Source organism: Aminobacter sp. UC22_36, from assembly GCF_044056035.1.
Classification (GTDB): domain Bacteria; phylum Pseudomonadota; class Alphaproteobacteria; order Rhizobiales; family Rhizobiaceae; genus Aminobacter.
The window spans coordinates 4,277,486-4,301,901 of sequence record NZ_CP171996.1 but is presented as its reverse complement, the minus strand read 5'-3'; the positions used below and the strand labels follow the sequence as shown (position 1 = coordinate 4,301,901).

25 protein-coding genes and 2 pseudogenes are annotated in these 24,416 nt (G+C 61.3%); 16 read left to right on the top strand and 11 right to left on the bottom strand.

The genetic code is table 11. The features are described 5' to 3' along the window. Positions 1 to 4: 4 nt before the first annotated feature. Together ACHMW7_RS24525 and ACHMW7_RS24520 are read right to left on the bottom strand one after the other, a co-directional pair. Positions 5 to 391, bottom strand: coding sequence for a hypothetical protein (locus ACHMW7_RS24525; protein ID WP_395448031.1), 387 nt, complete (start codon positions 389 to 391; stop codon positions 5 to 7). 31 nt (positions 392 to 422) lie between these two features. Continuing rightward, positions 423 to 605, bottom strand: a complete 183-nt coding sequence (locus ACHMW7_RS24520; protein WP_395448030.1) for a hypothetical protein — start codon at positions 603 to 605, stop codon at positions 423 to 425. 190 nt (positions 606 to 795) lie between these two features. Between ACHMW7_RS24520 and hisS the strand changes: the two genes are divergently transcribed. Genes hisS through hisG form a run of 3 tightly spaced genes read left to right on the top strand, consistent with a single transcriptional unit; the run spans position 796 to position 4,140 of the window. Next, positions 796 to 2,313 (top strand): histidine--tRNA ligase, encoded by a 1,518-nt coding sequence (hisS, locus tag ACHMW7_RS24515; RefSeq protein ID WP_395448029.1) that lies wholly within the window; start codon positions 796 to 798, stop codon positions 2,311 to 2,313. 4 nt (positions 2,314 to 2,317) lie between these two features. Further along, complete coding sequence (locus ACHMW7_RS24510) at positions 2,318 to 3,436, top strand: ATP phosphoribosyltransferase regulatory subunit (RefSeq protein ID WP_395448028.1); 1,119 nt, start codon at positions 2,318 to 2,320, stop codon at positions 3,434 to 3,436. Beyond that, a complete protein-coding gene (gene hisG, locus ACHMW7_RS24505; protein ID WP_395448027.1) occupies positions 3,436 to 4,140 on the top strand; it encodes an ATP phosphoribosyltransferase in 705 nt (234 codons plus the stop codon). Before ACHMW7_RS24510 ends, hisG begins: the two co-directional genes overlap by 1 nt. Here hisG and ACHMW7_RS24500 read toward each other — a convergent pair. Further along, entirely contained in the window at positions 4,106 to 5,011 is a 906-nt protein-coding gene (locus tag ACHMW7_RS24500; protein ID WP_395448026.1) for a hydrogen peroxide-inducible genes activator, read from the bottom strand. The two genes, hisG and ACHMW7_RS24500, sit on opposite strands and share 35 nt — an antisense overlap. Before the next feature lie 317 nt (positions 5,012 to 5,328). Here ACHMW7_RS24500 and katG point away from each other — a divergent pair, with 317 nt between their 5' ends. The 5 genes and pseudogenes from katG (at position 5,329) to ACHMW7_RS24475 (ending at position 10,343) form a co-directional block, all read left to right on the top strand. Further along, entirely contained in the window at positions 5,329 to 7,542 is a 2,214-nt protein-coding gene (gene katG, locus ACHMW7_RS24495) for a catalase/peroxidase HPI (RefSeq protein WP_395448025.1), read from the top strand. A 174-nt stretch (positions 7,543 to 7,716) separates the two neighbouring features. Then, positions 7,717 to 8,999 (top strand): annotated as a pseudogene (locus ACHMW7_RS24490) (RsmB/NOP family class I SAM-dependent RNA methyltransferase). 29 nt (positions 9,000 to 9,028) lie between these two features. Continuing rightward, complete coding sequence (locus tag ACHMW7_RS24485; RefSeq protein WP_395448024.1) at positions 9,029 to 9,157, top strand: tryptophan-rich sensory protein; 129 nt, start codon at positions 9,029 to 9,031, stop codon at positions 9,155 to 9,157. A gap of 90 nt (positions 9,158 to 9,247) precedes the next feature. Continuing rightward, a complete protein-coding gene (locus ACHMW7_RS24480) occupies positions 9,248 to 9,706 on the top strand; it encodes a PaaI family thioesterase (RefSeq protein ID WP_395448023.1) in 459 nt (152 codons plus the stop codon). Between the two features lie 4 nt (positions 9,707 to 9,710). Beyond that, positions 9,711 to 10,343, top strand: a complete 633-nt coding sequence (locus ACHMW7_RS24475) for a 5'-methylthioadenosine/S-adenosylhomocysteine nucleosidase (RefSeq protein ID WP_395448022.1) — start codon at positions 9,711 to 9,713, stop codon at positions 10,341 to 10,343. Here the strand turns inward: ACHMW7_RS24475 and ACHMW7_RS24470 are convergent. Beyond that, on the bottom strand, positions 10,340 to 10,666 hold the full coding sequence (locus ACHMW7_RS24470) for a hypothetical protein (protein WP_395448021.1): 327 nt from the start codon (positions 10,664 to 10,666) through the stop codon (positions 10,340 to 10,342). The two genes, ACHMW7_RS24475 and ACHMW7_RS24470, sit on opposite strands and share 4 nt — an antisense overlap. A 60-nt stretch (positions 10,667 to 10,726) precedes the next feature. Between ACHMW7_RS24470 and ACHMW7_RS24465 the strand changes: the two genes are divergently transcribed. From ACHMW7_RS24465 to ACHMW7_RS24455, 3 genes are all read left to right on the top strand, one after another. Then, positions 10,727 to 11,185, top strand: coding sequence for a MarR family winged helix-turn-helix transcriptional regulator (locus ACHMW7_RS24465; RefSeq protein ID WP_395448020.1), 459 nt, complete (start codon positions 10,727 to 10,729; stop codon positions 11,183 to 11,185). A gap of 96 nt (positions 11,186 to 11,281) precedes the next feature. After that, positions 11,282 to 12,844, top strand: coding sequence for a glutamine-hydrolyzing GMP synthase (gene guaA, locus ACHMW7_RS24460; RefSeq protein WP_395448019.1), 1,563 nt, complete (start codon positions 11,282 to 11,284; stop codon positions 12,842 to 12,844). Between the two features lie 293 nt (positions 12,845 to 13,137). Beyond that, entirely contained in the window at positions 13,138 to 14,394 is a 1,257-nt protein-coding gene (locus ACHMW7_RS24455; RefSeq protein WP_395448018.1) for a tyrosine-type recombinase/integrase, read from the top strand. A 170-nt stretch (positions 14,395 to 14,564) separates the two neighbouring features. Here the strand turns inward: ACHMW7_RS24455 and ACHMW7_RS24450 are convergent, their stop codons facing one another. Further along, positions 14,565 to 14,840 (bottom strand): helix-turn-helix transcriptional regulator, encoded by a 276-nt coding sequence (locus tag ACHMW7_RS24450; protein ID WP_395451427.1) that lies wholly within the window; start codon positions 14,838 to 14,840, stop codon positions 14,565 to 14,567. A gap of 261 nt (positions 14,841 to 15,101) precedes the next feature. On the opposite strand from ACHMW7_RS24450, the gene ACHMW7_RS24445 reads away from it, so the two are divergent. The 3 genes from ACHMW7_RS24445 (at position 15,102) to ACHMW7_RS24435 (ending at position 16,778) form a co-directional block, all read left to right on the top strand. After that, positions 15,102 to 16,127 carry a GSU2403 family nucleotidyltransferase fold protein gene (locus ACHMW7_RS24445; RefSeq protein WP_395448017.1) on the top strand — a complete coding sequence of 342 codons (1,026 nt, stop codon included), beginning with the start codon at positions 15,102 to 15,104 and terminating at the stop codon, positions 16,125 to 16,127. Between the two features lie 96 nt (positions 16,128 to 16,223). Continuing rightward, on the top strand, positions 16,224 to 16,466 hold the full coding sequence (locus ACHMW7_RS24440) for a hypothetical protein (RefSeq protein ID WP_395448016.1): 243 nt from the start codon (positions 16,224 to 16,226) through the stop codon (positions 16,464 to 16,466). A gap of 60 nt (positions 16,467 to 16,526) precedes the next feature. After that, a complete protein-coding gene (locus ACHMW7_RS24435) occupies positions 16,527 to 16,778 on the top strand; it encodes a hypothetical protein (protein ID WP_395448015.1) in 252 nt (83 codons plus the stop codon). 51 nt (positions 16,779 to 16,829) lie between these two features. Here the strand turns inward: ACHMW7_RS24435 and ACHMW7_RS24430 are convergent. Together ACHMW7_RS24430 and ACHMW7_RS24425 are read right to left on the bottom strand one after the other, a co-directional pair. After that, a pseudogene (locus tag ACHMW7_RS24430) lies at positions 16,830 to 17,020 on the bottom strand (IS110 family transposase); the annotation flags it as partial. Positions 17,021 to 17,286: 266 nt separating this feature from the next. Then, positions 17,287 to 17,370, bottom strand: coding sequence for a hypothetical protein (locus ACHMW7_RS24425; RefSeq protein WP_395451426.1), 84 nt, complete (start codon positions 17,368 to 17,370; stop codon positions 17,287 to 17,289). Positions 17,371 to 17,539: 169 nt separating this feature from the next. Here ACHMW7_RS24425 and ligD point away from each other — a divergent pair, with 169 nt between their 5' ends. Then, positions 17,540 to 20,185, top strand: a complete 2,646-nt coding sequence (gene ligD / locus ACHMW7_RS24420; RefSeq protein ID WP_395448014.1) for a DNA ligase D — start codon at positions 17,540 to 17,542, stop codon at positions 20,183 to 20,185. Between the two features lie 222 nt (positions 20,186 to 20,407). On the opposite strand, the gene ACHMW7_RS24415 is transcribed toward ligD, so the two are convergent. The 4 genes from ACHMW7_RS24415 to ACHMW7_RS24400 form a co-directional block, all read right to left on the bottom strand. After that, complete coding sequence (locus tag ACHMW7_RS24415; protein ID WP_395448013.1) at positions 20,408 to 21,217, bottom strand: Ku protein; 810 nt, start codon at positions 21,215 to 21,217, stop codon at positions 20,408 to 20,410. 12 nt (positions 21,218 to 21,229) lie between these two features. Further along, positions 21,230 to 22,096 carry a Ku protein gene (locus ACHMW7_RS24410; RefSeq protein ID WP_395448012.1) on the bottom strand — a complete coding sequence of 289 codons (867 nt, stop codon included), beginning with the start codon at positions 22,094 to 22,096 and terminating at the stop codon, positions 21,230 to 21,232. Between the two features lie 191 nt (positions 22,097 to 22,287). Continuing rightward, on the bottom strand, positions 22,288 to 23,202 hold the full coding sequence (locus tag ACHMW7_RS24405) for a DUF72 domain-containing protein (RefSeq protein ID WP_395448011.1): 915 nt from the start codon (positions 23,200 to 23,202) through the stop codon (positions 22,288 to 22,290). Between the two features lie 345 nt (positions 23,203 to 23,547). Then, the gene (locus tag ACHMW7_RS24400) at positions 23,548 to 23,805 is read right to left on the bottom strand and encodes a hypothetical protein (protein WP_395448010.1); all 258 of its coding nucleotides are present in this window, start codon (positions 23,803 to 23,805) and stop codon (positions 23,548 to 23,550) included. A gap of 254 nt (positions 23,806 to 24,059) precedes the next feature. On the opposite strand from ACHMW7_RS24400, the gene ACHMW7_RS24395 reads away from it, so the two are divergent. Beyond that, positions 24,060 to 24,293 (top strand): hypothetical protein, encoded by a 234-nt coding sequence (locus ACHMW7_RS24395; RefSeq protein WP_395448009.1) that lies wholly within the window; start codon positions 24,060 to 24,062, stop codon positions 24,291 to 24,293. Positions 24,294 to 24,416: the final 123 nt, after the last annotated feature.

Here is a 24,416-nt window from a genome sequence, read left to right as displayed (position 1 = left end):
CAGCTCACTTCTCATATCGTCCCTTGTGCCCACTGCCGGCGATGTCCCAGACCAGCGACCGGCCGGAAACGGTCAGCACCAGACCGCCGAAACCACGGTCGTCGGGCGTGTGTCGGCGCGAGGCAGCGCTGCGCCCGGCCGGGATCACCTCGACCGTCGAGCCGCGTTTGACCCAGCAGCCCTTGCCGTACTGGTCGTTGGCGCCATAGGCGAGCATGAATTCGAAGCTGCCGTTCGGCCTCAGCAGGAGTTCGGAGCCGACCTCCATCACGCCGTTGAGATAATAATGTCCGGCGAGCTTGGCATCGCCGGGGGAACACGCCTTCGCCGTGGCAAGTCCGGCCGCAAGCGACAGCGCACTGAGGGCAGTGGTTGAAACGATCCGTGGCATGGCAGTGCCCTTTCGGGGCCGAATGAGGGCCCTATGCGGAAAACATCAGGCCGGCTGCGATCGCACCGACGGCGGTAAGTGCGGGATAGAGCACGAGTGCCACCGTCAGCAGCGTATCCCCGAACGACGACGCCCGCCTTGGGGCGGCATCTTCCCGCCGCGCCTGAGGTGCCTGGGCTGCGGTCTCGTCGAGTTCTTGTGCGATCGTCGGCATCGTGTTTGTCCTGGCATTCAATGCTGCGCCTTGTCGTTGCCAGCTGTATCGGCACGATGTCGGTCAAATTGAGGAAATGTTTCGGCTTCCCCGCGGCGCGCCAAACGCTTGCCGCTCCATCCCATATCGGTTACGACACGCCGCGCCGTGATCGCGGCCAAAACATCTGGAAAAAGTGCGGAATTCGACCATGGCCGACAAATCGGAAAAGATGAAAGCGCGGCTGCCGCGTGGTTTCGTCGACCGCAGTGCGGACGACATCCGCGCTGTCGAGAAGATGATGGTCGCGATCCGCGAGGTCTATGAGCTTTACGGCTTCGAGCCCGTCGAGCAGCCGCTGATCGAATATACCGATGCGCTCGGCAAATTCCTGCCCGACCAGGATCGGCCCAATGAGGGTGTATTCTCCTTCCAGGACGATGACGAGCAGTGGTTGTCGCTGCGCTACGATTTGACCGCGCCGACCGCGCGTTTCGTCGCCGAGAACTACGAGAAGCTGCCCAAGCCTTACCGCAGCTATCGCTCCGGCTGGGTGTTCCGCAATGAAAAGCCCGGTCCCGGCCGTTTCCGCCAGTTCATGCAGTTCGACGCCGACACCGTCGGCACGCCTGGTGTCGCGGCCGATGCCGAGATGACCATGATGATGGCCGACGTGATGGAAGCGCTTGGCATCAAGCGCGGCGACTACGTCATCCGCGTCAACAACCGCAAGGTGCTCGACGGCGTGCTCGAGGCCATCGGCCTCGGCGGCGACGAGAATGGCAACCGCCGCCTGACGGTGCTGCGCGCCATCGACAAGCTCGACAAATTTGGCGCCGAAGGTGTGCGCCTGCTGCTTGGCAAGGGGCGCTGGGACGGCGGCAAGGAAGGCGAGGGCGACTTCACCAAGGGTGCCGGGCTGGATGCTGCTGCAATCGATACGGTGATCGCGTTCACCGAAGCTGGTGCGGCCAGTTCCGACACCACGGCTCGGAACCTCAACGCCATCGTTTCCGGCAATGTTCGTGGCACCGAAGGTGTCGAGGAACTTGCGCAGATCGGCTCGCTGGTCGCTGCTGCCGGCTATGACGACGGCCGCATCAAGATCGATCCGTCCGTCGTGCGCGGCCTCGAATATTACACCGGTCCCGTCTACGAGGCCGAACTGCTGGCCGAAATCCCCAATGATGACGGACAGGTCGTGCGTTTCGGTTCGGTCGGCGGCGGCGGCCGTTATGACGGCCTCGTCTCGCGCTTCCGCGGCGAGCCGGTACCGGCCACCGGCTTCTCCATCGGCGTGTCGCGCCTGATGACGGCGCTGAAGAACTTGGGCAAGCTCGATACGTCGGACGTGATCGCCCCGGTCGTCGTGCTGGTCATGGACAAGGACACCGAAAGCCTCGGCCGCTACCAGAAGATGGTTGCCGAACTGCGCGCAGCGAAAATCCGCGCCGAGATGTATCTCGGCGGCGCCGGCATGAAGGCGCAGATCAAGTATGCCGACCGCAGGGGCTCGGGTGTCGTCATCATCCAGGGTGGCGACGAACGTGCCAAGGGCGAAATCCAGATCAAGGACCTGATCGAAGGCGCGCGAATGTCGGCCGGCATCACCGACAACGCCGAATGGCGCGCCGCGCGTCCGGCCCAGATCACCGTGCCGGAGGCCGACCTCGTTGCCGAGGTGAAGAAGATTCTGGCCGCGCAGGCGGAAGAGCGGGCAAAGCAGTAAGGCCATGAACGCGCGTTACCCGGCCATCGCAGCCGATATCCTCAAGCTCTTCGCCGCGCGCGGGGCCGATGCCGTCGACGTGCCGGTGCTGCAGCCGGCCGACCCTTTTCTCGACATGGCCGGCGAAGACCTGCGGCGCCGCATCTTCCTGACCGAAAGTGAGACGGGAGCGTCGCTGTGCCTGCGGCCGGAATTCACCATCCCGGTCTGCCTCGACCACATCCATACCCAGTCCGGCACGCCACGCCGCTACTCCTATCTCGGTGAAGTATTTCGGCAGCGCCGCGAGGGTGGCAACGAGTTCTTCCAGGCCGGCGTCGAGGATCTCGGCGACACCAATACAGCCGCCGCCGACGCCCGCTCGGTGGCCGATGCGCACGCCCTGCTGTCGCTCTGCCTGCCGGGGCGTGATCTCAACGTCACGGTCGGTGATCAGGCGATCTTCGAGGCAGTCCTGGCAGCGCTTGGCCTGCCGCGTGGCTGGCGCATGCGCCTTGCCCGCGCCTTCGGCTCGGCCGAGCTTTTGGCGGCGGCCCTTGGCGATCTCGCCGCGCCGACGCGCAGCTCGGCGCTTGCCGAACCTGCCGCCTCGCTGGTTGCTTCAGGCGATCACGATGCGCTTGCCACCTATATCGCCACTGGCATGGACCAGGCTGGCCTGTCGCCGTCGGCCGGCCGTACACCCAACGACATCGCCCGCCGCCTGATCGAAAAGGCCGAGTTGCGCAGCGTGCGCCTGTCCAGCGATGCCTTCGAGGCGCTCGAGCGTTTCCTTGCCATCGACGTTGTGCTCGACGAGGCACCGGCTGCGCTGAAGGAGTTTGCCGCCGGCGCCGGGCTGACGCTGGGAGCCGCGCTCGACAATTTCACCGCCCGCGCCAAAGCTATATCAGACCATGGCCTTGCCGCCGGTTCAGTCCGCTACGACGCTGCCTTCGGCCGTCCGCTCGACTACTACACCGGCCTGGTCTTCGAAATCTCCGGCCCCGACGCCGATCGCCCGCTGGCCGGCGGCGGCCGCTATGACCGGCTGCTGACCCTGCTCGGCGCCGGCAAGCCCATTCCCGGCGTCGGCTTCTCCGTCTGGCTCGACCGCATCGAAGCTTTGAGGGAGATCAACTGATGGCGATATCGATCGCGCTCCCTTCCAAGGGCCGGCTCAAGGAGCAGGCGCTCGACGTGCTGGCCAAAGCCGGCTTCTCCGTCAACCTGCCCGACGACGACCGTCGCTATCGCGCCTCGATCGAGGGCAGGGCGGATATCGAGATCGCTTTTCTTTCGGCGTCGGAGATTTCGGGCGAGATCGGCCAGGGCAATGTCGACCTCGGCATCACGGGCGAAGACCTGATCCGCGAAAACCTTGCCGACTGGGAGCGCAAGGCCGCGATCGTTGCTCGCCTGGGTTTCGGCCATGCCGACGTTGTCGTTGCCGTGCCTGATATCTGGCTCGACGTCGACACCATGGCCGATCTCGACGATGTTGCCGCCGACTTCCGCCAGCGCCATGGAAGGCGCCTGCGCATCGCCACCAAATATTGGCGGCTGACGCAGCAGTTCTTCTCCCAGATGCACGGCATCCAGGTCTACCGCATCGTCGAAAGCCTCGGTGCCACCGAGGGCGCGCCTGCTGCGGGTTCGGCCGATGTCATCGTCGACATCACTTCGACTGGTTCGACGTTGCGCGCCAATCATCTGAAGATACTGTCCGACGGCGTCATCTTGCGCTCGCAGGCCTGCCTGGTGCAGTCGCTGAAAGCCCGCAATGCCGCCGACGAGGCAACCTTGGCCGAGTTCAATGCCGCAATAGCGGCTGCAGTCCACGGATAATTCGCGCAAGCTCCAGGCATTCATTGTGCCGGGGGCTGTTGCGGCGCCAGGCCAGGCAGATGCGGCGCTCCGGAACCGGTTCGGCAAACGGCACGACCTTCAGGTCGCGCTGGTCGTGGGCCGGCCCCGCCGCCATCTCCGGTATCAACGTCACGCCCAGCCCATGTGCCACCATCTGCAAGAGGGTGGTCAGGCTGGTCGCGCCGTAATTGGCCATCGCCACCGGCTTGATACTGCCGCACACAGCCAGCGCCTGTTCGCGCAGGCAATGGCCCTCCTCTAAAAGCATCAGCCGTTCCAGTGCCGGGCTTTCCGGCGGCACCGGCGGGGAGATGAAGTCCGGATCGTTCGCCGGCACTGCCAGATAGAAGCGGTCGGCAAACAACTCCTCCGAGGTCAGGCCGGGATAGTCGAGCGGCAGGGCCGCGACGAAGGCGTCGATCCGGCCGTTGACCGCATCGTCGACCAGAACACCGGTAATGGCTTCGCGCAATTCGAGCCGCAGACTGGGATACTCGTGCTTCAGCGCCGGCAGGACGTGCGGCAAAAGATAGGGCGCCACCGTCGGGATGATGCCAAGCCGCAGGCGGCCTTCCATCGCCAACCTGCCACGGCGTGCCATTGTCTCGACCTCATGGATTTCGGCCAGGATGTTTTCGATGCGCGGCCGCAGCTCCAGCGCGTCCTCTGTCAGCCTCACCGCCTTGCCGCCGCGCTCGAAAAGCGCGCAGCCGAGCCGCTCTTCCATCTCCGCGATCTGCGCCGAAAGCGCTGGCTGGCTGACGCCGGCGAACTCCGCCGCGCGGCCGAAATGTAGCGTCTGCGCCAAGGCGGCGAAGTATTCCATCTGTCGGATCGTCAGGCGTATCATAAGCGTAGGCTATCAAGGTTCTTAGAAAAGGCAATTTGGCTTTATCGAAAACGCGTCCTAGACTGGAACTATTCCAATCAATTTGGCATACAGTATTCAGTTTTGCACTTATGACGGTCTAGCGAGTTCTATCCAGGAGGGAGGCGCAAGCCATGACAGAACCGACGATTATCACCAGCGCTGGTGCGCCCGTACCGGACAAGAACCAACCGAAAGTGGCGGGCATCCGCGCTCCGGACCTTCCGTAGAGCCGCCTGCTCCTTGACTGCCGCCCAGGCACCTTGGGCACCATGACACAGAAATTTTCGGAGACGAACATGGACACTCAACCTGACAACAACGCTGGCAAATGCCCGGTCGCGCACAAGCCTACCGGCACGGCCAATCGCGACTGGTGGCCGAACCAGCTGGACCTTGCCGTGCTGCACCAGCATTCGAACCTGTCCGACCCGATGGGCGAGGCGTTCGACTACGCCAAGGAATTCGAGAGCCTCGACCTCGATGCCGTGATCAAGGACCTCACTGCCTTGATGACGGATTCGCAGGACTGGTGGCCGGCTGACTTCGGCCATTACGGGCCGCTGTTCATCCGCATGGCCTGGCACAGCGCCGGCACCTACCGCATCGGCGACGGTCGTGGCGGTGCGGGAGCCGGGCAGCAGCGCTTCGCTCCGCTCAACAGCTGGCCCGACAACGTCAACCTCGACAAGGCCCGCCGCCTGCTGTGGCCGATCAAGCAGAAATATGGCCGCAAGATTTCCTGGGCCGACCTGATGATCCTGACCGGCAACGTCGCGCTGGAAACGATGGGCTTCAAGACCTTCGGCTTCGCCGGCGGCCGCGCCGATGTCTGGGAGCCAGAGCAGGACATCTACTGGGGCAAGGAAGGCAAGTGGTTGGCCGACGAGCGCTACAGCGGCGACCGCGAGCTCGAAGGTCCATTGGCCGCCGTCCAAATGGGCCTGATTTACGTCAACCCGGAAGGCCCGAACGGCAACCCGGATCCGCTTGCCGCCGCGCGCGACATCCGCGAGACCTTCGCGCGCATGGCGATGAATGACGAGGAGACCGTCGCCCTGATCGCCGGCGGCCACACCTTCGGCAAAACCCATGGTGCTGGCGACACGGCTCATGTCGGCGTCGAACCTGAGGCGGCCGACCTCGAGCTGCAGGGCCTCGGCTGGCAAAACAGCTTCGGCACCGGCAAGGGCGGCGATACCATCGGCTCCGGCCTGGAAGTAACCTGGACCACGACGCCGACCAAGTGGAGCAACAACTTCTTCTGGAACCTGCTCGGCTACGAGTGGGAGCTGAGCAAGAGCCCGGCCGGCGCGCACCAGTGGACGCCCAAGCACAATATGGGCGCCGGCACCGTGCCGGATGCGCATGACGCAGCCAAGCGCCACGCACCGGCGATGCTGACCACCGACCTCGCGCTGCGCTTCGACCCGGAATACGAGAAGGTGTCGCGCCGCTTCTTCGAGAACCCGGACCTGTTCGCTGACGCCTTCGCCCGCGCCTGGTTCAAGCTCACCCACCGCGACATGGGCCCGCTCGCCCGCTATCGCGGCCCGCTGGTGCCGAAGGAAGAACTGATCTGGCAGGATCCGATCCCTGCGGTCGATCACGTCCTTGTCGATGAGCAGGACATTGCCGCCCTGAAGGCCAAGATCCTTGCCTCGGTGGCGTCGGTGTCGCAGCTGGTTTCGACCGCCTGGGCCTCGGCCTCGACCTTCCGCGGCTCGGACAAACGCGGCGGCGCCAATGGCGCGCGCATCCGCCTTGCGCCGCAGAAGGATTGGGCTGTCAACCAGCCGGCGCAGCTGGCTTCGGTGCTGGAGAAGCTCGGAGCGATCCAGAACGAGTTCAACGCCGCGCAGTCGGGCAACAAGAAGGTGTCGCTCGCCGATCTGATCGTTCTCGGCGGTGCCGCCGCGATCGAGAAGGCGGCCAGGGATGCCGGTCATGAGGTGAAGGTGCCGTTCGCGCCGGGCCGCATGGATGCTTCGCAGGAGCAGACCGATGTCGACTCCTTCACACCGCTCGAGCCGTCCGCCGACGGCTTCCGCAACTATGTCAACGGCAGGCAGCGCCTGAGTGCTGAGGAGAACCTTGTCGACCGGGCGCAACTGCTGACGTTGACGGCACCCGAGCTGACGGTGCTTGTCGGCGGCCTGCGCGTGCTCGGCGCCAATGCCGACGACTCGGCCCATGGCGTTTTCACCGCGAATCCCGAAACCCTGACCAACGACTTCTTCGTCAACCTGCTCGACATGGGCACGGAGTGGAAGGCCACGTCGGATGCCAAGGACCTGTTCGAAGGCCGCGACAGGAGCACGCAGGAGGTGAAGTGGTACGCCACCCGCGTCGATCTTCTGTTCGGCTCGCACTCGCAACTGCGCGCACTGGCCGAGGTCTATGGCTCGTCCGATGCCGGCGCGAAGTTCGCCAGGGATTTCGTGGCGGCGTGGAACAAGGTCATGAACGCCGACCGCTTCGACCTTGCCGAGACGTTGCAGGCGGCCGAGTAGCCAGCCGGAATCGAATGGAAGAGACAGGCGCGGCGCGATCCGCGCCTGTTTCATTTTGTACCGCACCCGTTTGGAGGAAGTTTTTGCCCTGTGAACACCGGCCGGCGCTTGTGCATTTCGTCATCGCTGTTTAGCTAGACCTGATACGGGTCAACCGAAGACGGATCACCGAATATGCGACTAGGCGGAAGACTGGCTGCGGCCATTGAAGTTCTCGACGATATCGAGAGGCGGCACAGGCCCGCCGCGGATGCACTGAAGGATTGGGGACTATCCCACCGTTTTGCCGGCGCCGGCGATCGCGCCGCGATCGGAAACATTGTCTATGATGCGCTGCGCCGCAAGCGTTCCGCCGGCTGGCTGCTCGGCGACGAGACCTCGCGCGCGCTCGGCTTCGGCGCGCTGCTGCTCGAATGGGACCAGTCGGCCGAAGCGCTCAACCAGACGCTCGACGGCGACAAGTTCGCACCTGAGCCGCTCAGCACCGCCGAACTCGACGCCATTGCCGAACGCAAGCTTGACGATGCACCCGACGCGGTTCGCGCCGACTGCCCGGACTGGTGCGCGTCGCTGCTCGAACGCGCCTTCGGCGACGAGTGGGTCGCCGAAGGTGCTGCCCTTGCCGCCCGTCCGCCGCTCGACATCAGGGCCAACACGCTGAAGGCTGATCGCGCCCGCGTCATCGCCGAGCTCGAAGGCACCCAGGCAGCGCCGACGGCACTTGCCCGGCATGGCGTGCGCATCCCCCCGATCGACGGCAGTGGCCGCCATCCCAACGTTCAGGCCGAACCGGCCTTCCAGAAGGGCTGGTTCGAGATCCAGGACGAGGGCTCGCAGCTGGCTGCCGAACTGGCCGGTGCCTTGCCCGGCATGCAGGTGCTCGATTTCTGCGCCGGCGCTGGCGGCAAGACCTTGGCGCTGTCGGCGGCGATGGAAAACCGGGGCCAGATCTCGCCCACGATTCGGAAAAATCCCGCCTTGCGCCGATGTTCGACCGTCTGCGCCGCTCCGACAACCGCAACGTCCAGGTCGTCACCAAGCCGTCCGAACTCTCGGGCCTCACCGGCCATATGGATCTCGTGCTGATCGACGCGCCTTGCACCGGCAGCGGCACCTGGCGGCGCCGGCCCGACGCCAAATGGCGCCTGACCCAGCGCCAGCTCGATGTCCGCAAGGCCGAGCAATCGGCAATCCTCGATGCTGCCAGCACCTATGTGAAGCCGGGCGGTCTTGTCGTCTACATCACCTGCTCGGTCTTCGACGAAGAGAATGCCGATCAGGTTGTGGCGTTTCTTGAGCGCGACCGCAGCTTTGCCGCCGTGGATCACCAAGCTCTGTGGACCAAGCATTTTCCAGGTCGCGACGATGCCGTGCGCTTCGGTGCCCAGGGCCTGTCGCTGACACCGGCCAGAAGCGGTACCGACGGCTTCTATTTCGCCGCCATGCGCCGGACCTGACCTGCCAGCGGATCATTTCGCTTCGCCTTGTGACGGAACGAAATGCCATATTGAGCTTCGTTAAAACCGTTGCGAAAACCAACCGTGTCGCTGCCTGGCTGTTGGTGCCCTACCCAGCCCGGCTTGCCTTCGCCACGCTGCTTGACGCTTCGATCTGATGGCTCAATCGATATGATTTTGCGCTGCAGCATTTCCGATTGCCTGCATTTGCCGGCTTTGCGATAAGCAAAGCCAAGAGGATATCTGATATGGCAGCCAAGATCGTACCGTCCCCCGATTATGACGAGCGCGTCAGGGCTTCGTTTGCGCGCCAGAGCGTGATGCGAACCATCGGCGCCGAGCTCACGCTGGTCACGCCCGGCATCATCGAGATCGAGATGCCGTTTTCCGCTCAGCTGACCCAGCAGCACGGCTTTCTTCATGCCGGCGTCATCTCGACAGCGCTCGATTCCGCCTGCGGATATGCGGCCTTTTCGCTGATGCCGGAAAATGCGGGCGTGCTGACCATCGAGTTCAAAGTCAATCTGCTCGCACCCGGCAAGGGCGAACGCTTCCTGTTTCGCGGCTCGGTCACCAAGCCCGGCCGCACCATCGTTGTCGCCGACGGCCAGGCCTATGCGATTTCGGCCGATGGCGAGGCCAAGCTGATCGCCACCATGACCGGCACGATGATGGCGATTGCCGGCCGTGACGGCATCGAGGGCTGAGCTCATGCCCAACACCCAGTTCGCCGGCCGCAACGTGCTGTTTGTCATGGCTGTCGATGCCGAATACGGCCCGCATCTGCAAAAGCTGTTTATGCCCCTGATGACCGGCGTCGGTCCGGTCGAGGCAGCTATCAGGGTCGGTGCCGAGCTGGCACAGCTTGCCGCCATCAATGCCTTGCCCGATCTCGTCGTCTGCCTCGGCTCAGCTGGTAGTCGCAGGCTGGAGCAGACTGAGGTCTATCAGGCGACATCGGTCAGCTATCGTGACATGGATGCCTCCGCCCTTGGTTTCGAGAAGGGTGCTACACCCTTTCTCGACTTGCCAATCACGGTGCCGCTGCCGTTGAACATCCCCGGTGTCAAAGAGGCCAGCCTGTCGACCGGCGGCACCATCATTTCAGGCGCTGCCTACGACAGCATAGCTGAAGACATGGTCGACATGGAGACCTTCGCAGTCCTGCGCGCCTGCCAGCTCTTCGGCGTGCCGCTCATCGGCCTGCGCGGCATTTCCGATGGCGCCAGCGACATCCACCATGTCGACGACTGGACCGAATATCTGCATGTCGTCGACGAGAAGCTGGCCCATGCCGTGCACCTGCTGGGCCAGGCGATCGGCAGTGGCGATCTGAGGCTCTAGTTCGTGCCACGCGGCAGGCCCTTGGCGTTGCCGAACAAGATGCCGAGCAGCTTCACCCTTACGTCGCGATCCCGGTTGATGTAGGTCACGCTACCGGCTTCGTGGTCGAGTGCCCAGCGGCCTGTCACCCCATTGTCCCAGTCGACGGCATAGCCGCCTTCGACCAGTTTCCAGGCACCTTTCCTGCTTTCGCCGTCTTCGAGCAGCATGTGCGCTACGTCGCCGGTCTCGAAATAGACGTATGCCTCCTTGCCGTTGCGGTCGAGCACATGGGTTGTGCCTGGGATCAGCACCGACAGCGCCGCTTGATCGAGAATTGCCATCTTCGTCTCCATTGGTTATCAAGATAGTCAAGTCACTTGACGTTATGCGTGAATGGAAAAATGGTCAAGGAGCTTGACGAAAATAACAATGGGACGTTGCTCGACCATGTCGGCTGGCGGCTGTGGCAGGCAAGCCGTGCCTGGCAGGCCGAGTTCGCCGAGGCGATGCGTTCTGCAGGGCACGGCTGGTTCAGCGAGGCCCGCGCCAGCCTGTTGGGCCACATCCCGCGCCGGGGCATTCGCCAGGTGGCATTGATCGAGCGGGCCGGCATCTCCAAGCAGGCGGTGCAGCAGCTTCTCGACGGTCTCGAGGCCGAAGGCGTCATCGAACGGCTGCCCGACCCCCAGGACAAGCGTGGCAAGCTTGTCCACTACACGGCGGGCGGCCTGGCGGCACTTGGCGACGGCGACCGCATCAAGCTCGAGATCGAGCGCGGCTACCGCGAACGGCTGGGGCAGGGGCCGTTCGAAGCCCTGATGGCGGCATTGCGTGGCCTCGCCGAGCCGCAGCCCAAGTGACTGACCGGCCCGGCTGGCACCGCATTGCATGCCGCACTTGTCACCCATGCAATCGAGCCCATTGCACAGAACTGATTCTTTCATTAAACGCCCGCCATGAAGAACGCTGAACATCCCGACACCGTCCTCATCATCGACTTCGGCAGCCAGGTGACGCAGTTGATTGCGCGTCGCGTCCGCGAAGCTGGCGTCTATTCCGAGATCGTCCCCTTCCAGCTGGCCGCCGACGCCTTCAAGCGGATCAACCCGAAAGCGGTGATCCTCTCCGGCAGCCCGCACTCGACAGTCGACATCGGCAGCCCGCGCGCTCCTGACGCCGTCTTTGCTGCAGGCATTCCGGTTCTCGGTATCTGCTATGGCGAACAGACGATGTGCGCCCAGCTCGGCGGCAAGGTCGAGGCCGGTCATCATCGCGAATTTGGCCGCGCCTATCTCGAGATCGAGGACGACAGCGCCTTGTTCGACGGTGTCTGGGCCAAGGGCACTCGCCACCAGGTCTGGATGAGCCACGGCGACCGCGTCACCGCCATTCCCGCCGGCTTCCGTGTCATCGGCACCTCGAATGGTGCGCCCTTCGCAGCCATCGCCGACGAAGCCCGCAAATTCTACGCCGTGCAGTTCCACCCCGAAGTCGTGCACACGCCAGATGGCGCGAAGCTTTTGCGCAACTTCGTCCACAAGATTGCTGGCATCGAGAGCGATTGGACCATGCGCGCCTATCGCGAGCATGCCGTCGAGGCGATCCGCAAGCAGGTCGGCGACAAGAAGGTCATCTGCGCGCTTTCGGGCGGCGTCGACTCTTCGGTCGCAGCCCTTTTGATCCACGAAGCCGTCGGCGACCAGCTCACCTGCATTCTCGTCGACCACGGCCTGATGCGCCAGAACGAGGCGGCCGACGTCGTCGCCATGTTCCGCGAGCACTATAATCTGCCGCTGATCCTCGTTAATGCCGCCGACCGCTTCATCGGCGCACTCGAAGGCGAAGCCGACCCCGAAACCAAGCGCAAGACCATTGGTCGCCTGTTCATCGAAGTCTTCGAGGAAGAAGCGAAAAAGCTCGGCGGCGCGGATTTCCTTGCCCAGGGCACGCTCTATCCCGACGTCATCGAAAGCGTGTCCTTCACCGGCGGCCCTTCGGTTACCATCAAGTCGCACCACAATGTCGGCGGTCTGCCCGACCGCATGAACATGAAGCTGGTCGAGCCGCTGCGCGAGCTGTTCAAGGACGAGGTGCGCGTGCTTGGCAAGGAACTCGGCCTGCCCGACAGCTTCATCGGCCGCCATCCGTTCCCGGGACCCGGCCTCGCCATCCGCTGCCCCGGCGGCGTGACCCGCGAAAAGCTCGACATCCTGCGCCAGGCCGATGCTATTTATCTCGACGAGATCCGCAAGGCCGGCCTCTATGACGCCATCTGGCAGGCTTTCGCCGTGCTGCTGCCGGTTCAGACCGTCGGTGTCATGGGTGACGGGCGCACCTACGAGTTCGTCTGCGCGCTGCGTGCCGTGACTTCGGTCGACGGCATGACCGCCGATTTCTACCACTACGACATGAACTTCCTCGGCCAGGCCGCCACCCGCATCATCAACGAGGTCCGCGGCATCAACCGTGTCGTCTACGACGTCACCTCGAAGCCGCCCGGCACGATCGAGTGGGAATGATTTAGGCCCCTCCGGGCGTATCCAAAAATACGCCATGGTTCGATCTAACTAATTGAAATAAAAAATAAATTCTGTTTCTGCCTGTCGAGAACAATCGGCAGGCAGCAGACGGGCCTGTCGTGCGTTCTGACGGACCTCCCCCATATTGCGTTCCCCGATTTTCGAAAGTACCGTCACAGGACCTGAGGGTCGTGACGGTACTTTTTGGCGCATAACTCATTGAATTAAAATGAGTTTATTCGCCGCGAACCTCTGAAATACCCCTGACGGTACTTTCTGGAGGAAGTGGGCGCATGTTGACGGACGTTGCTCTTAAGTCATTGAGGCCAAAAGACAAAGCCTACAAAGTGGCGGACCGCGACGGCATGTATGTGCGCGTCATGCCTAGCGGCGCGGTCTCGTTTCGCCTGGATTACAGGATCAATGGCCGGCGCGAGACGGTCTATCTCGGCAAGTACGGTCGAGATGGAATCTCACTTGTGAGAGCGCGCGAGCTTTGTCTCGATGCCCGGCGGGAGGTTCGCGAGGGGCGGTCTCCAGCGCTGGAAAAGCAGCGAGGCAAGCGGCGCCTGAAGGAAGCGAAGAGCTTCGGCGAGTTCGGCGCGAAGTGGCTGGAAGGCGCGCCTATGGCTGAGAGCACGCGCGCGATGCGTCGCTCAATCTTCGAGCGGGATTTGTTGCCAATCTGGCGAAACCGCCTGCTCACCGAAATCACGCCCGACGATCTACGCGCGCATTGCAAAAAGATTGTCGAGCGCGGGGCACCGGCGACCGCAATTCATGTCCGCGATATCCTAAAACAGATTTACAGCTTTGCCATCCTGCACGGGGAGAAGGTTTCTAACCCCGCGGACGATGTTGGCCCCGCTTCAATCGCCCATTTCGTGCCACGCGATCGCTCGCTGTCTCCGGCCGAGATCCGAGTGATGTTGAAGACGCTTGAGAAGATCGCAACCCTTCCGACCATTCGGTTGGGAATAAAGCTCTTTCTGTTGACCATGGTTCGAAAGAGCGAGCTTCAGGATGCGACTTGGGATGAGGTCGATTTCGGGAACGCCGTCTGGTCGATCCCGAAGGAGCGCATGAAACGGTCCAAGGCGCACAATGTGTACCTGTCGCGTCAGATGCTCGACATCTTCATCGCGCTGAAGACCTGCGCCGGCAACTCTCGTTATGTCTTGCCATCACGCTACGATGCTGATGCTCCAATGTCGCGAGCCACCTTTAACCGGGTCACCTACCTGGTCGTCGAACAAGCGAAGAAGGACGGTCTGCCTCTTGAGGCTTTCACCGTGCACGATCTGAGGCGGACGGGATCGACGCTACTCAATGAACTGGGGTTCAACAGCGACTGGATTGAAAAATGCCTCGCGCATGAGGACGGTCGTTCTTCACGAGGCGTGTACAACAAGGCCGAGTATGAGCTGCAGCGCCGCCATATGATGCAGGAATGGTCGGATATGGTGGATGCCTGGATCGAAGGTCGGCGGCACACGCCCGTTTTAGTTCCGGCCTCGATGCCCATCTTTGAACCTGATCCATCTCTTTGATGTACTGCTGTCGGCGCTTGCCGAGATCCGGAACTGACGGAACGCCATTCGATATGGCCTGGGGCAATTTTGAAGGCCATCCTGCTCCCGATCGGTAGCAGGATGGCCTTTGGTGATGTGATCCCGTTCGGGAGCGGAACAGGGCAGGGCGTGCGCCCCCCAAGTGAGTGTCAGCGAGCCTGATCCGTCTCTTTTAGCGCATGCGATCGCCGCTTGGTGAGATCCGGCGCTGGTGTGCGCTGGACTGGCGTGGCTCTGCGGGCTGTCAGCCACGTCTCAACCTCGGCGAGATCCCAGACCACGCATCTCGGTGTAAGAGCGAAGCGGCGTGGAAATTGCCCCCGCTGCTCCATTTCGAAAATTGTGCTGTCGGCTAGCGGGACAATCTGACGGAGTTCTTTGCGACGAATGGTCCGCTTGATCGCAATATCTCTCTGTAGTGCCATTGATCTCTCCTTTCGATTTCGTCTGAACTGACTGAAGGCGATTGTGGTCGAGAGGAGAAGAACGAAAAAAAGCGTATCGTACAGGCGGCGGGAATCTCGCACATATCGGAAGGACATGCTGCGCTTGGCGGCTGGTTTCATAAGCAGATTCATGAGCATCATCAGTTTCGGGCCAATCAAGGCCAAACTGTTGCAACGCTACGGGGGACCACGTAGGGTCTCTTGCAACAGTTTGTACGAAATCGCCATCGATGTGTTGATATGATTGATTTTCTTGAGCTAAACAACGATCAGCGACGCGAGAAGGTCAATTCAGACCAGCGTTTTGCCACGCTGCAGCAAGCTCAGCAGAAAGCCAAGACCTATCGGGGCTCGTTGGTCTGGCACACTGTCGGCGGCGTCGAGCATCTGATGCGGAGCTACTATGACTCTTCTGGCGCCAGGCGCCAGAAGGTCGAGGGGCGTCGGTCGCCTGAGACGGAGAAACACAAAGCAGATTGGGAAGCCGCACGGGAATCCGCGCGGGAAACGCTCGCGGCTCGACAGGAGCAGATCGAACGCCAATCCGCGATCAACCGCGTTCTGCGATTAGGCCGCGTCCCGTTCCTCACTGCCAGGATCATCAGGGCGCTGGACAACGCTGGCTTGCTTGGCGTGGGCATACGCATCGCTGGCACCAATGCGATCTATGCCTACGAAGCGGCAGCTGGCGTGTTCGTCGATCCCGGCATCACGACAACCGAGGACATTGATCTTCTCATGGATGCACGCCAGTCGCTAAGGATCGTGGCCGACGATCAAGTGGAGGACGGCACCCTGATCAACCTGTTGCGGAAGGTCGACAAATCCTTTGAGCGTTCGAAATCAACATTCAGGGCGGTCAATCGCGACGGCTATCTCGTCGACCTGATCAAACCCGTTGCGCGCCCAGCCTGGAAGCGGGATCGCGACGCAGTTGGGAAATCGGACGACGAGTTGGTTGCCGCCGGGATTGAAGGCCTGGCATGGCTAGAGAATGCACCACCGTTCGAGGCAATCGCGATAGACGAAAAGGGCGGGCCGCTGCGCATGGTTACACCCGATCCTCGTTTTTTTGCTGCGCATAAGCTTTGGGTGTCGCGGCGGGCAGACCGCGAACCCATCAAGCGTCGGCGAGACTTTGCCCAAGCGGAAGCGGTGGCACAATTGACGGCCATGTACTTCGAACATCTCCCCTTTAATGCGACTGCGATGCAAGCCTTGCCGAAGGGGGTCTTGGAATCCGCCAAACTCATGTTCACGAGGTGACCAGCCGCACGCCTTGCAGCATTGTGTCCGGCTGGATTTGCGTGATGATGTGTAGCGAGCCCACGACTACGCCAGCACATCTAAGAGAGGCATGAGATGTCCGACGATCCTCGTGTTGACGCATTAGCTGCCAGCGAACTGGTGTCCTCCTCTCTGCTTGCCTCCCTAGTCGGAATGCTCGGGGCCAAAGGCCTTCTCTCCGACAAGGAAGTCGGGGAAATCTACGAGCATGCCTATTTTTTGCTCAAGGAACATCAGGGGAACGAGCCGGGGCTGGCATCGATCTACGATGCCGCGCTAGAAATTATTGAAGCAGAGTTGCTTGAGTACCGGAAATGACAGAGGCCGTTTCCTTCTTCATTCTCCGAACTGATACGTGCCGCAAATGAGATTTCGAAAATGACGCCAGCTGAAACCGCCCGGCTGCTACAGCGTGCTGCGACCAGCATTCGAGAATACAGAGAGCAAATCACCTCTTCCTACAGTCCAGCGAATGACGCCGGCGAAGGTGACATCGTATTTGAGCTGACTGTCATGGCCACATCAATCGATCTCTTCCCGCCTGAAAAGGTCTCGGAGATGCTTCTGGAGGCGGCCGAAGAGATTAAGGCGTGCAAGGTGCTGAACGAGGACAGGCGGAAGACATCTTAGGGGCCTTGGCACTAGTGGCTGCCTCCAGGATGACGCCGCCTCAATAGCTGGCACGGCGACAGCGGCTCGCTTGAACCCGAGTTTCTCACGAAGTTCGAGCCCCAGGTTCGCAACTCCACTTTCCGCATGAGTGCGCGTCAAGATCACGGTCGCGGCCTCACACAGAAGAGCTCCCAGATGGCCTCTCTCACGTGTTGGAATATGTCCGTCATAGCGACCTCACCAGATTGATATCGCCGCGTGCAGCCGGAGGCTGCCTGCGGCAGAAGGCTGGACTATGCCATGCCGGGTCATGGGGCGTTCTCCCGGTTCGCCGCCGTTTGCCCGGCGGTCCGCGCGGTTGGCTCCACCGTAAACACCTCGATGACGATCATGCTTCCGCCGCAGCAGGGGCAGGGCGGGCGAAAGTCGTCTCTACCGATGGATCGTTGAGGACGGGAGGCGCGACCGCGAGCAACTGGCGGGCAAGCACGAGGCTGGACTTGCGCCAGGAGCCGGCGAGCAGACCTCAATGGCGGATGCGGTGGGAGCCGCGTGGCAGTACATGGAGCAGGAAGCTGCTGATGGACTGGTCGGTCGTGAGCGTCTTCATCTGCTGCCGGTCGCGGCCGGAGCGGCGATAATCCTCATAGCGGAAAAGGCGATCATCCGGCGGTTCGAGATCGCGACCCGGTTGGTAAGCCCGGCTCTGTTGAGGCGGAACATCTTCTCGCAACCAGCATTCTGGTTGATGGATAATGGGTTATCGATTGAGGACGCCGATGGGGAACGACAAGCTCACCACTTACAAGGCCAAGCGTGATTTCCGCCAGACGAAAGAGCCGAGTGGCGCTGGTTCGGTGAAACCGTCAAACCGCCGTCGGTTCGTCATACAGAAACATGACGCCACGCGGCTGCACTACGACCTGCGTCTGGAACTCGACGGTGTCTTCAAATCCTGGGCCGTGACCCGTGGCCCTTCGCTCGACCCTGGTGACAAGCGCCTCGCCATCGAGGTGGAAGATCACCCGCTCGACTATGGCGATTTCGAAGGGACGATCCCGAAACGCCAGTACGGGGGCGGCACAGTTATGCTTTGGGATCGCGGCTACTGGGAGCCGGAAGGAAAGAGAAGTCCCGAACAAGCGCTGGCGAAGGGCGATTTCAAGTTCACCCTTGAGGGTGAGCGGCTGCACGGCAGCTTTGTGCTGGTCCGGATGGCAAACGACCGGGAAGGAGGCAAGCGCACCAACTGGCTTCTGATCAAGCATCGCGATGAATTCGCCGTGGACGAGCATGGCGCAGCGATCCTTGAGGTGAATGATCGCTCAGTCGCCTCCGCCCGCACGATGGAGGCGATAGCGGCCGGCAAAGGGCGCAGGCCCAAACCCTTCATGCACCAGGACGGCAACGTGGAGGCCGATGCCGTCTGGGACAGCCGCACCGGCCTCGCGGCCGAGGAACGCAAGGGGAAAGCCCGCGGAAAAAAAAAGCCGGACACCGTCACGGCCGCCGATCTTCCCGGCTTCATTGCCCCGCAGCTTTGCGAGACCTTGGCCCGGCCGCCGTCGGCCGCCGGTTGGATTCACGAGATCAAGTTCGACGGCTATCGAATCCAGATGCGCGTGCTTGATGGCGAGGCTACCTTGAAGACCCGCAAGGGCCTCGACTGGACGTCGAAATATCCTGCGATCGCGCGAGCTGCCGCCAATCTGCCGGATGCGATCATCGATGGCGAGATATGCGCACTGGACGAAACCGGGGCTCCGGATTTCGCGGCGCTTCAGGCGGCCCTTTCGGAAGGAAGGACGGACGCACTTGTGTATTTCGCCTTCGATCTCCTGTTCGAAGGCGGTGACGACCTTCGCGCATTGCCATTGGCCGGCCGAAAGACGCGATTGCAGACTTTTCTTGCGGACCCTGGCGAAGATGCCCGTCTTCGCTTCGTCGAGCATTTCGAGACTGGCGGAGAGGCGGTTCTGCGCTCGGCCTGCCGGTTGAACTTGGAGGGGATCGTCTCCAAGCGCAGCGATGCGCCCTACGTCTCCGGCCGGACGGACACATGGGTAAAATCAAAGTGCCGGGCAGGTCACGAGGTCGTCATCGGCGCCTATGCCACGACAGCTGGCAAATTCCGGTCCCTTCTGGTCGGCGTCAATCGTGGCGACAGCTTCGTCTATGTGGGTCGCGTCGGCACGGGCTACGGCGCTGCCAAGGTCGAGAAGTTGTTGCCGAAGCTGAAGGCAATCGAGGCTACGAAATCACCCTTTACCGGTGCCGGCGCGCCGAAGAAGGAGCCAGGCGTGGTCTGGCTCAAGCCGGAGCTTGTAGCGGAGATCGAGTTTGCCGGTTGGACCTCCGACGGCCTCGTTCGTCAGGCCGCCTTCAAGGCCCTGCGCGAGGACAAGCCGGCAGCGGAGGTGGAAGCCGAGGAACCGGCTTCGCCGACCAAGACGGAGGTCTCGCAGCCGGCCGCGCCAACATCATCGAAATCTTCCCGTCGTGGCGGCAAGATCGATGTCATGGGCGTGCTGATCTCGAACCCCGACAAGCAGCTCTGGCCTGATGCCAATGACGGGAAACCCGTCACCAAGGAAGATCTTGCCCGTTACCACCAAGCGATCGGCTCGTGGCTGATCGAGCACATAAGGGGGCGGCCATGCTCGATCCTGCGCGCGCCGGACGGGATTGGCGGCGAACAGTTCTTTCAGCGCCACGCCATGCCAGGAACCTCCAACCTTCTGGAACTGGTGACGGTGTTTGGCGACAAAAAGCCCTATCTCCAGATCGACCGTGTCGAAGGTCTCGCCGCTGTGGCGCAGATCGGCGCGCTGGAGCTGCACCCCTGGAATTGCGCGCCACAGCTGCCGGAGGTGCCAGGGCGGCTCGTTTTCGACCTCGATCCTGGTCCAGATGTTCCATTCTCGAGGGTCATCGAAGCCGCGCGGGAGATGCGCGAGCGCCTCGATCATTTCGGGCTCGTCAGCTTTTGCAAGACAACCGGGGGAAAGGGGCTTCATGTCGTCACGCCGCTTGCAGTCGCCAAGCGCAACAAGCTGACGTGGGCGGAGGCCAAGGGCTTCGCCCACGACGTCTGCGTGCAAATGGCGCGCGACAATCCCGAACTCTACCTGACGAAGATGGCGAAGAACCAACGCCACGGCCGCATCTTCCTCGACTATCTCCGCAACGATCGTATGGCGACGGCAGTGTCGCCGCTCTCGCCCCGGGCGCGGCCCGGCGCGACGGTGTCGATGCCGCTTACCTGGACCCAGGTGAAGACCGATCTCGATCCAAAGCGCTTCACGGTCCGCACCGTTCCAGCGCTGCTAGCCAAGAGTACGGCCTGGAAGGACTATGATGACGGTCACCGGCCGCTGGAAGCGGCGATCAAGCAATTGGCGAAGTCAATGAAGCAGGCAGTTTGATCAGGACTCTTGATCGCTTATGTCGAATACCGACATTGTCTTGAACTTCGCGCAAGCCTTTGTACGAGGCCTGCCAGCCAGGGTTGACCCGCTGTGGCATGGGATCGAACGGCAGGTCGGGCTGCCTTGGATCACGCCGGCGCACCAGATGAGACTGCATCGAAGGGTCGGATGTCGCGAGCAGCGCAGCCGCCGGTTTGGACGATCGCCGCATGTAAATTGCTAACGCTTGCCGGGCCGCTTCTCGCCTTCGACGGATTTGCGAAGGGCGTCCATTATGTTGATGACGTTATTGGGCGTAGCCTTCGCATCGGATGCCTTGGCTTTCGCCGCGCGCTTCGTCTTCTTGCGCTTAGCCTCCATGATCTCCAGCAGCTTGTTCTGCACCGGATCGGACACCAGTTCGCTGTCCCAATGGCGGGTCTGCTTCTTGATCAGCTGCAGGATGAGCGGCATCATCTCGGAATCGGACGCCGTGTCATCGATCCCGCCGAAATAGGCTTCCTCATCCCGTACCTCGTCGCCGTAGCGCAGGGTCCAGAGCACGATACCTTTTCCCCGAGGCTCGAGCATGACTGCCCGCTCGCGCCGTGAGATCACCAGGCGCGAAATGCCCACCATGTCCTCCGCGGCCATGGCGTCCCGGATGACCGAGAAAGCCTCCTGGCCGACCGGATCGTTGGGTGACAGATAATAAGGCGAGTCGAGCCAGATCCACTCGATGGAATCGCGTGGAGAGAACACATTGATATCGATGGTCCTCGTGCTTTCTAAGGCGACGTTTTCCAATTCCTCGTCTTCGAGAATGATGTAGTCGTTCTCGCCGCGCTGATAGCCCTTGACCTCGTCTTCGTCCTTGACTTCCTCGCCCGTCACGGCATCGACATAGTGGCTGACGACGCGATTTTGAGTCTCGCGATTGAGCGTGTGGAAACGGACTTTTTCGCTTTCCGATATCGCGGGCATCATCTGCACCGGACAAGTCACCAGCGAGAGCTTCAGGTAGCCTTTCCAGTACGGGCGCACAGCCATCACGTCCTCCAATCAGGCGGCGCGGTTGGCGCTGGCAGCGACACGCTTCGGTTGCTTAGCGCCGGGATCGGCCTTTGCCGCGACACGTTTCGGCTTTTTCGAGGACGCTATCCCAGCGCTCTCCCGCAGAGCCTGCAACAGATCGCTCTGCTTCGAGGCTGGTGGTGCCTTCTTCTTGGGCAGAGCCTTGCCTTCGATCTTCGCCTTGACCAGTTCGGCGACGGCCGCGTCATAACGGTCGTCAAAAGTCTTGGCATCGAACTCACCCTTTTTCGTGTTTATGATGTGTGTGGCCAGTTCCAACATCTCGCCTTCGATCTTTATCTCCGGAATGTCGTCGAAAGCCTCTTTCGAAGAGCGCACCTCATAGTCGAAGTTCAGCGTCGTCCCGATTAGGCCATTGCCATGGGGACGTATCAGAACCGTGCGAAGCCTGCGGAATAGGACGGCGCGCGCGAGTGCGGCAACCTTGGCCTGTCGCATGCCGTCGCGCAGCAGCTTGAAAGCATCGGCGCCCATTTTGTCCGGCGCCAAGTAGTAGGGCTTGTCGAAATATACGTCGTCGATCTCGTTGCAAGGAACGAAGGCCTCGATTTTTAGCGTCTTGTCGCTTTCTGGGAGCGCTGCTGCTACCTCTTCGGGCTCGAGGACAATATAATCGCCGTTCTCAATCTCATAACCTTTAACCTGATCGTCCCGCTCCACCGGATTGCCGGTTTCGATGTCGACGAATTCGCGTCGGACACGGTTTCCAGTTGTACGATTAAGCGTGTTAAAGGCGATCCGTTCGGATGAGGAGGCGGCCGTGTAAAGCGCCACCGCACAGGCAACCTCCCCAAACTTGATAAAGCCCTTCCAGTTCGCGCGCGCCGCAACCATAGCACTCACACTCCGAAACCACCCATGTGGTCTTTAATCGAGTCACCGGGCTATGGTTCCGAGTTCAAGCGAATCTAGTTCCAAAGGAGCTAGGCCGCCGCGATGCATATTATGCGTCGCCCAGAAACCTGAACGTCGAATAATGAAGCGATCATGGGGCCAAGCGCCAAAGCTCGGCTCAAACGGGCGGTTCATCCTGCAGGGACAGCTTTTCCGAGCAAGCGCCGCATGGCCATGGCATTCTTTGGGGCAAAACCTTCGTAATCATTGTTGAAGTAGACCCATGCTTTTTTAGCGCCGCTAGTTCGGATTTTGTCTGCCCAAATTGTCAGCTCGTCGTCCGAATAATCATGGCGGTACCATCGATCTGGCCCGTGGAGCCGAAGGTAAATTTCATCGGTTGTGCGCACTAAGTCATCCGGCAGACGCGGCCCGCTGCATGAGCAAAAGATCGTGCCTGCGTCACGAAAGGCCGAGTAAACAGTTTGATTCCACCAACTGGCGTGGCGAAACTCCACAACATTGCGCCGCGTCGAATCGAGTTGGCAAAGAATCTCGCTTAGCCTTGCCTCAGTGAATCGGTAACTCGGCGGAAGCTGGAATAGAAAGCAGCCCATACGCTCGCCGAGAATGTCGGCGATCATTCCAAAATCCCTGACGAGGGTTTCGGTGCTCTCAAACTTTTTCACATGAGTGATCAGCTCACAAACTTTGACCGTATAGACAAACTTGCGCTTACCGGGTTGTCGGAGCCAGCTTTTAACATTGGCGACGGTTGGCCACGAATAAAAGGATGCATTGATTTCGACAGTATCGAATTGCTCAGCGTAGTAACTGAACCAGTCGCCGGTGGGCAGCTCCTCCGGGTAGAATTGCCCACGCCATTTCCAGTAGAACCACCCAGAGCAGCCAACATAGGCGGATGCCGTCAAGCCCGGAATATTCACTCCCTTCACACCCAGAGGTATCGTCGCCGCTAAACGAGCGGCGTGCATTTTTTCGGCGCGCCCAGTGTTTTCTACCCGCTGCTTCTCCCTGCGCAGCCGCCGCCGTTCGCGACGCTCATCGGATCCAGGTTCTTTCCGCTTTACTGCTCGCGTAGGCATCAATTTGTCCTTGCCAGCCGTAACGTGGGTGAAGCTGGATGGCTCGGCCCGGTCTTACGAACGCTTCTCCAATGAGGAACTGCGAATACCAACCTGCAGCGATTGAGAACGATCGCCAACACCAGTCTGTTCCGCACTCCGCTTAAAAGTTGTTCTAGCGCCGCAGGCCCTTGGCCTCGAAGGCGTCCCAGCCGTCCAACCGTGACCGCAAAGCAGATTGGGAAGCCGCACGGGAATCCGCGCGGGAAACGCTGGCGGCTCGACAGAAGCAGATGGAAAACCAATCCGCCATCAAATCGTGTTCTGCGATTAGGCCGCGTGCGGGCTCCATGCTCTGTACGGAGACTACCTATCGATCAAACTGGCACCGTTCATGTAGACCCCTTCGGAAGTGCTGTGCTGCCGCTCAAACAATAGTGGCTCTCCGGTGCACTGCGCGACATCGAGGACGTAACTCAAGATATCCTCGAAGGCCACATTCTCCTGTGGGTTCTCGCTCTGAACCGCCTGCGCGATCTCAACCACGTTGATCGGGCTCGAGGATCTGGCGGCTGCGACGGCCGCCGATATCCTGTTCATCAAATCTCGGGATAGCTGGCGCATCTGGATATCTCCTTTTGAAGCCCGATTATCGCTGGGGGACGAGCTGCTGGCAAGAGTAATCCAGAATTAAATTAATAAAATCATATAGTTAGTAGAATGCCGCAAATGGGTGGTGAGGCCAGAATTAGGGTTGGACGCCGAATGAAAATGCTGCGCCGATTTAGACCCTGGCAGTCTTGACTACGTTTGAGGCAAGACCCATATTTTAGCCACTTACTCATTCAGCACATTCATGCCGAAAGATGGTGGTGTCGATGCCTGAGCTTGAGAGAGGCGAACGCCTGCAGATTATGCTCAATGCAGAGGAACTGGCGGCCGTCGAGGATTTCCGTTTCCAACGAAGAATGCCTAGCCGGGCTTCCGCAGTACGCGAATTGCTGCGTCGAGGATTGGCCGCAGCAGGCTTCATGGAGGCAGGCGCCGGAGCGAAGTCGCAAGATTTTGGCGTTCTTGATCACAATGGAAGCGGCGATCCGGATAGCGCCTGAATAGAGGTAGGCATTTTCGAGCCCTATCATTGCCGCAAAAGCAAAGTAGCGATCGGCACCGCGAGCGCCACCCTACGCGGGGAACCATTGAGCTCGCCCGAAGGTGAAGCGATCGTGGTGTGG

Bases quoted from the DNA above. Each gene is read 5' to 3' on its own strand.
- ACHMW7_RS24525 (WP_395448031.1), bottom strand. From the start codon at position 391: ATGCCACGGATCGTTTCAACCACTGCCCTCAGTGCGCTGTCGCTTGCG.
- ACHMW7_RS24520 (WP_395448030.1), bottom strand. From the start codon at position 605: ATGCCGACGATCGCACAAGAACTCGACGAGACCGCAGCCCAGGCACCT.
- hisS (WP_395448029.1), top strand. From the start codon at position 796: ATGGCCGACAAATCGGAAAAGATGAAAGCGCGGCTGCCGCGTGGTTTC.
- ACHMW7_RS24510 (WP_395448028.1), top strand. From the start codon at position 2,318: ATGAACGCGCGTTACCCGGCCATCGCAGCCGATATCCTCAAGCTCTTC.
- hisG (WP_395448027.1), top strand. From the start codon at position 3,436: ATGGCGATATCGATCGCGCTCCCTTCCAAGGGCCGGCTCAAGGAGCAG.
- ACHMW7_RS24500 (WP_395448026.1), bottom strand. From the start codon at position 5,011: ATGATACGCCTGACGATCCGACAGATGGAATACTTCGCCGCCTTGGCG.
- katG (WP_395448025.1), top strand. From the start codon at position 5,329: ATGGACACTCAACCTGACAACAACGCTGGCAAATGCCCGGTCGCGCAC.
- ACHMW7_RS24480 (WP_395448023.1), top strand. From the start codon at position 9,248: ATGGCAGCCAAGATCGTACCGTCCCCCGATTATGACGAGCGCGTCAGG.
- ACHMW7_RS24475 (WP_395448022.1), top strand. From the start codon at position 9,711: ATGCCCAACACCCAGTTCGCCGGCCGCAACGTGCTGTTTGTCATGGCT.
- ACHMW7_RS24470 (WP_395448021.1), bottom strand. From the start codon at position 10,666: ATGGCAATTCTCGATCAAGCGGCGCTGTCGGTGCTGATCCCAGGCACA.
- ACHMW7_RS24465 (WP_395448020.1), top strand. From the start codon at position 10,727: ATGGTCAAGGAGCTTGACGAAAATAACAATGGGACGTTGCTCGACCAT.
- guaA (WP_395448019.1), top strand. From the start codon at position 11,282: ATGAAGAACGCTGAACATCCCGACACCGTCCTCATCATCGACTTCGGC.
- ACHMW7_RS24455 (WP_395448018.1), top strand. From the start codon at position 13,138: ATGTTGACGGACGTTGCTCTTAAGTCATTGAGGCCAAAAGACAAAGCC.
- ACHMW7_RS24450 (WP_395451427.1), bottom strand. From the start codon at position 14,840: ATGGCACTACAGAGAGATATTGCGATCAAGCGGACCATTCGTCGCAAA.
- ACHMW7_RS24445 (WP_395448017.1), top strand. From the start codon at position 15,102: ATGATTGATTTTCTTGAGCTAAACAACGATCAGCGACGCGAGAAGGTC.
- ACHMW7_RS24440 (WP_395448016.1), top strand. From the start codon at position 16,224: ATGTCCGACGATCCTCGTGTTGACGCATTAGCTGCCAGCGAACTGGTG.
- ACHMW7_RS24435 (WP_395448015.1), top strand. From the start codon at position 16,527: ATGACGCCAGCTGAAACCGCCCGGCTGCTACAGCGTGCTGCGACCAGC.
- ACHMW7_RS24425 (WP_395451426.1), bottom strand. From the start codon at position 17,370: ATGAAGACGCTCACGACCGACCAGTCCATCAGCAGCTTCCTGCTCCAT.
- ligD (WP_395448014.1), top strand. From the start codon at position 17,540: ATGGGGAACGACAAGCTCACCACTTACAAGGCCAAGCGTGATTTCCGC.
- ACHMW7_RS24415 (WP_395448013.1), bottom strand. From the start codon at position 21,217: ATGGCTGTGCGCCCGTACTGGAAAGGCTACCTGAAGCTCTCGCTGGTG.
- ACHMW7_RS24410 (WP_395448012.1), bottom strand. From the start codon at position 22,096: ATGGTTGCGGCGCGCGCGAACTGGAAGGGCTTTATCAAGTTTGGGGAG.
- ACHMW7_RS24405 (WP_395448011.1), bottom strand. From the start codon at position 23,202: ATGCCTACGCGAGCAGTAAAGCGGAAAGAACCTGGATCCGATGAGCGT.
- ACHMW7_RS24400 (WP_395448010.1), bottom strand. From the start codon at position 23,805: ATGCGCCAGCTATCCCGAGATTTGATGAACAGGATATCGGCGGCCGTC.
- ACHMW7_RS24395 (WP_395448009.1), top strand. From the start codon at position 24,060: ATGCCTGAGCTTGAGAGAGGCGAACGCCTGCAGATTATGCTCAATGCA.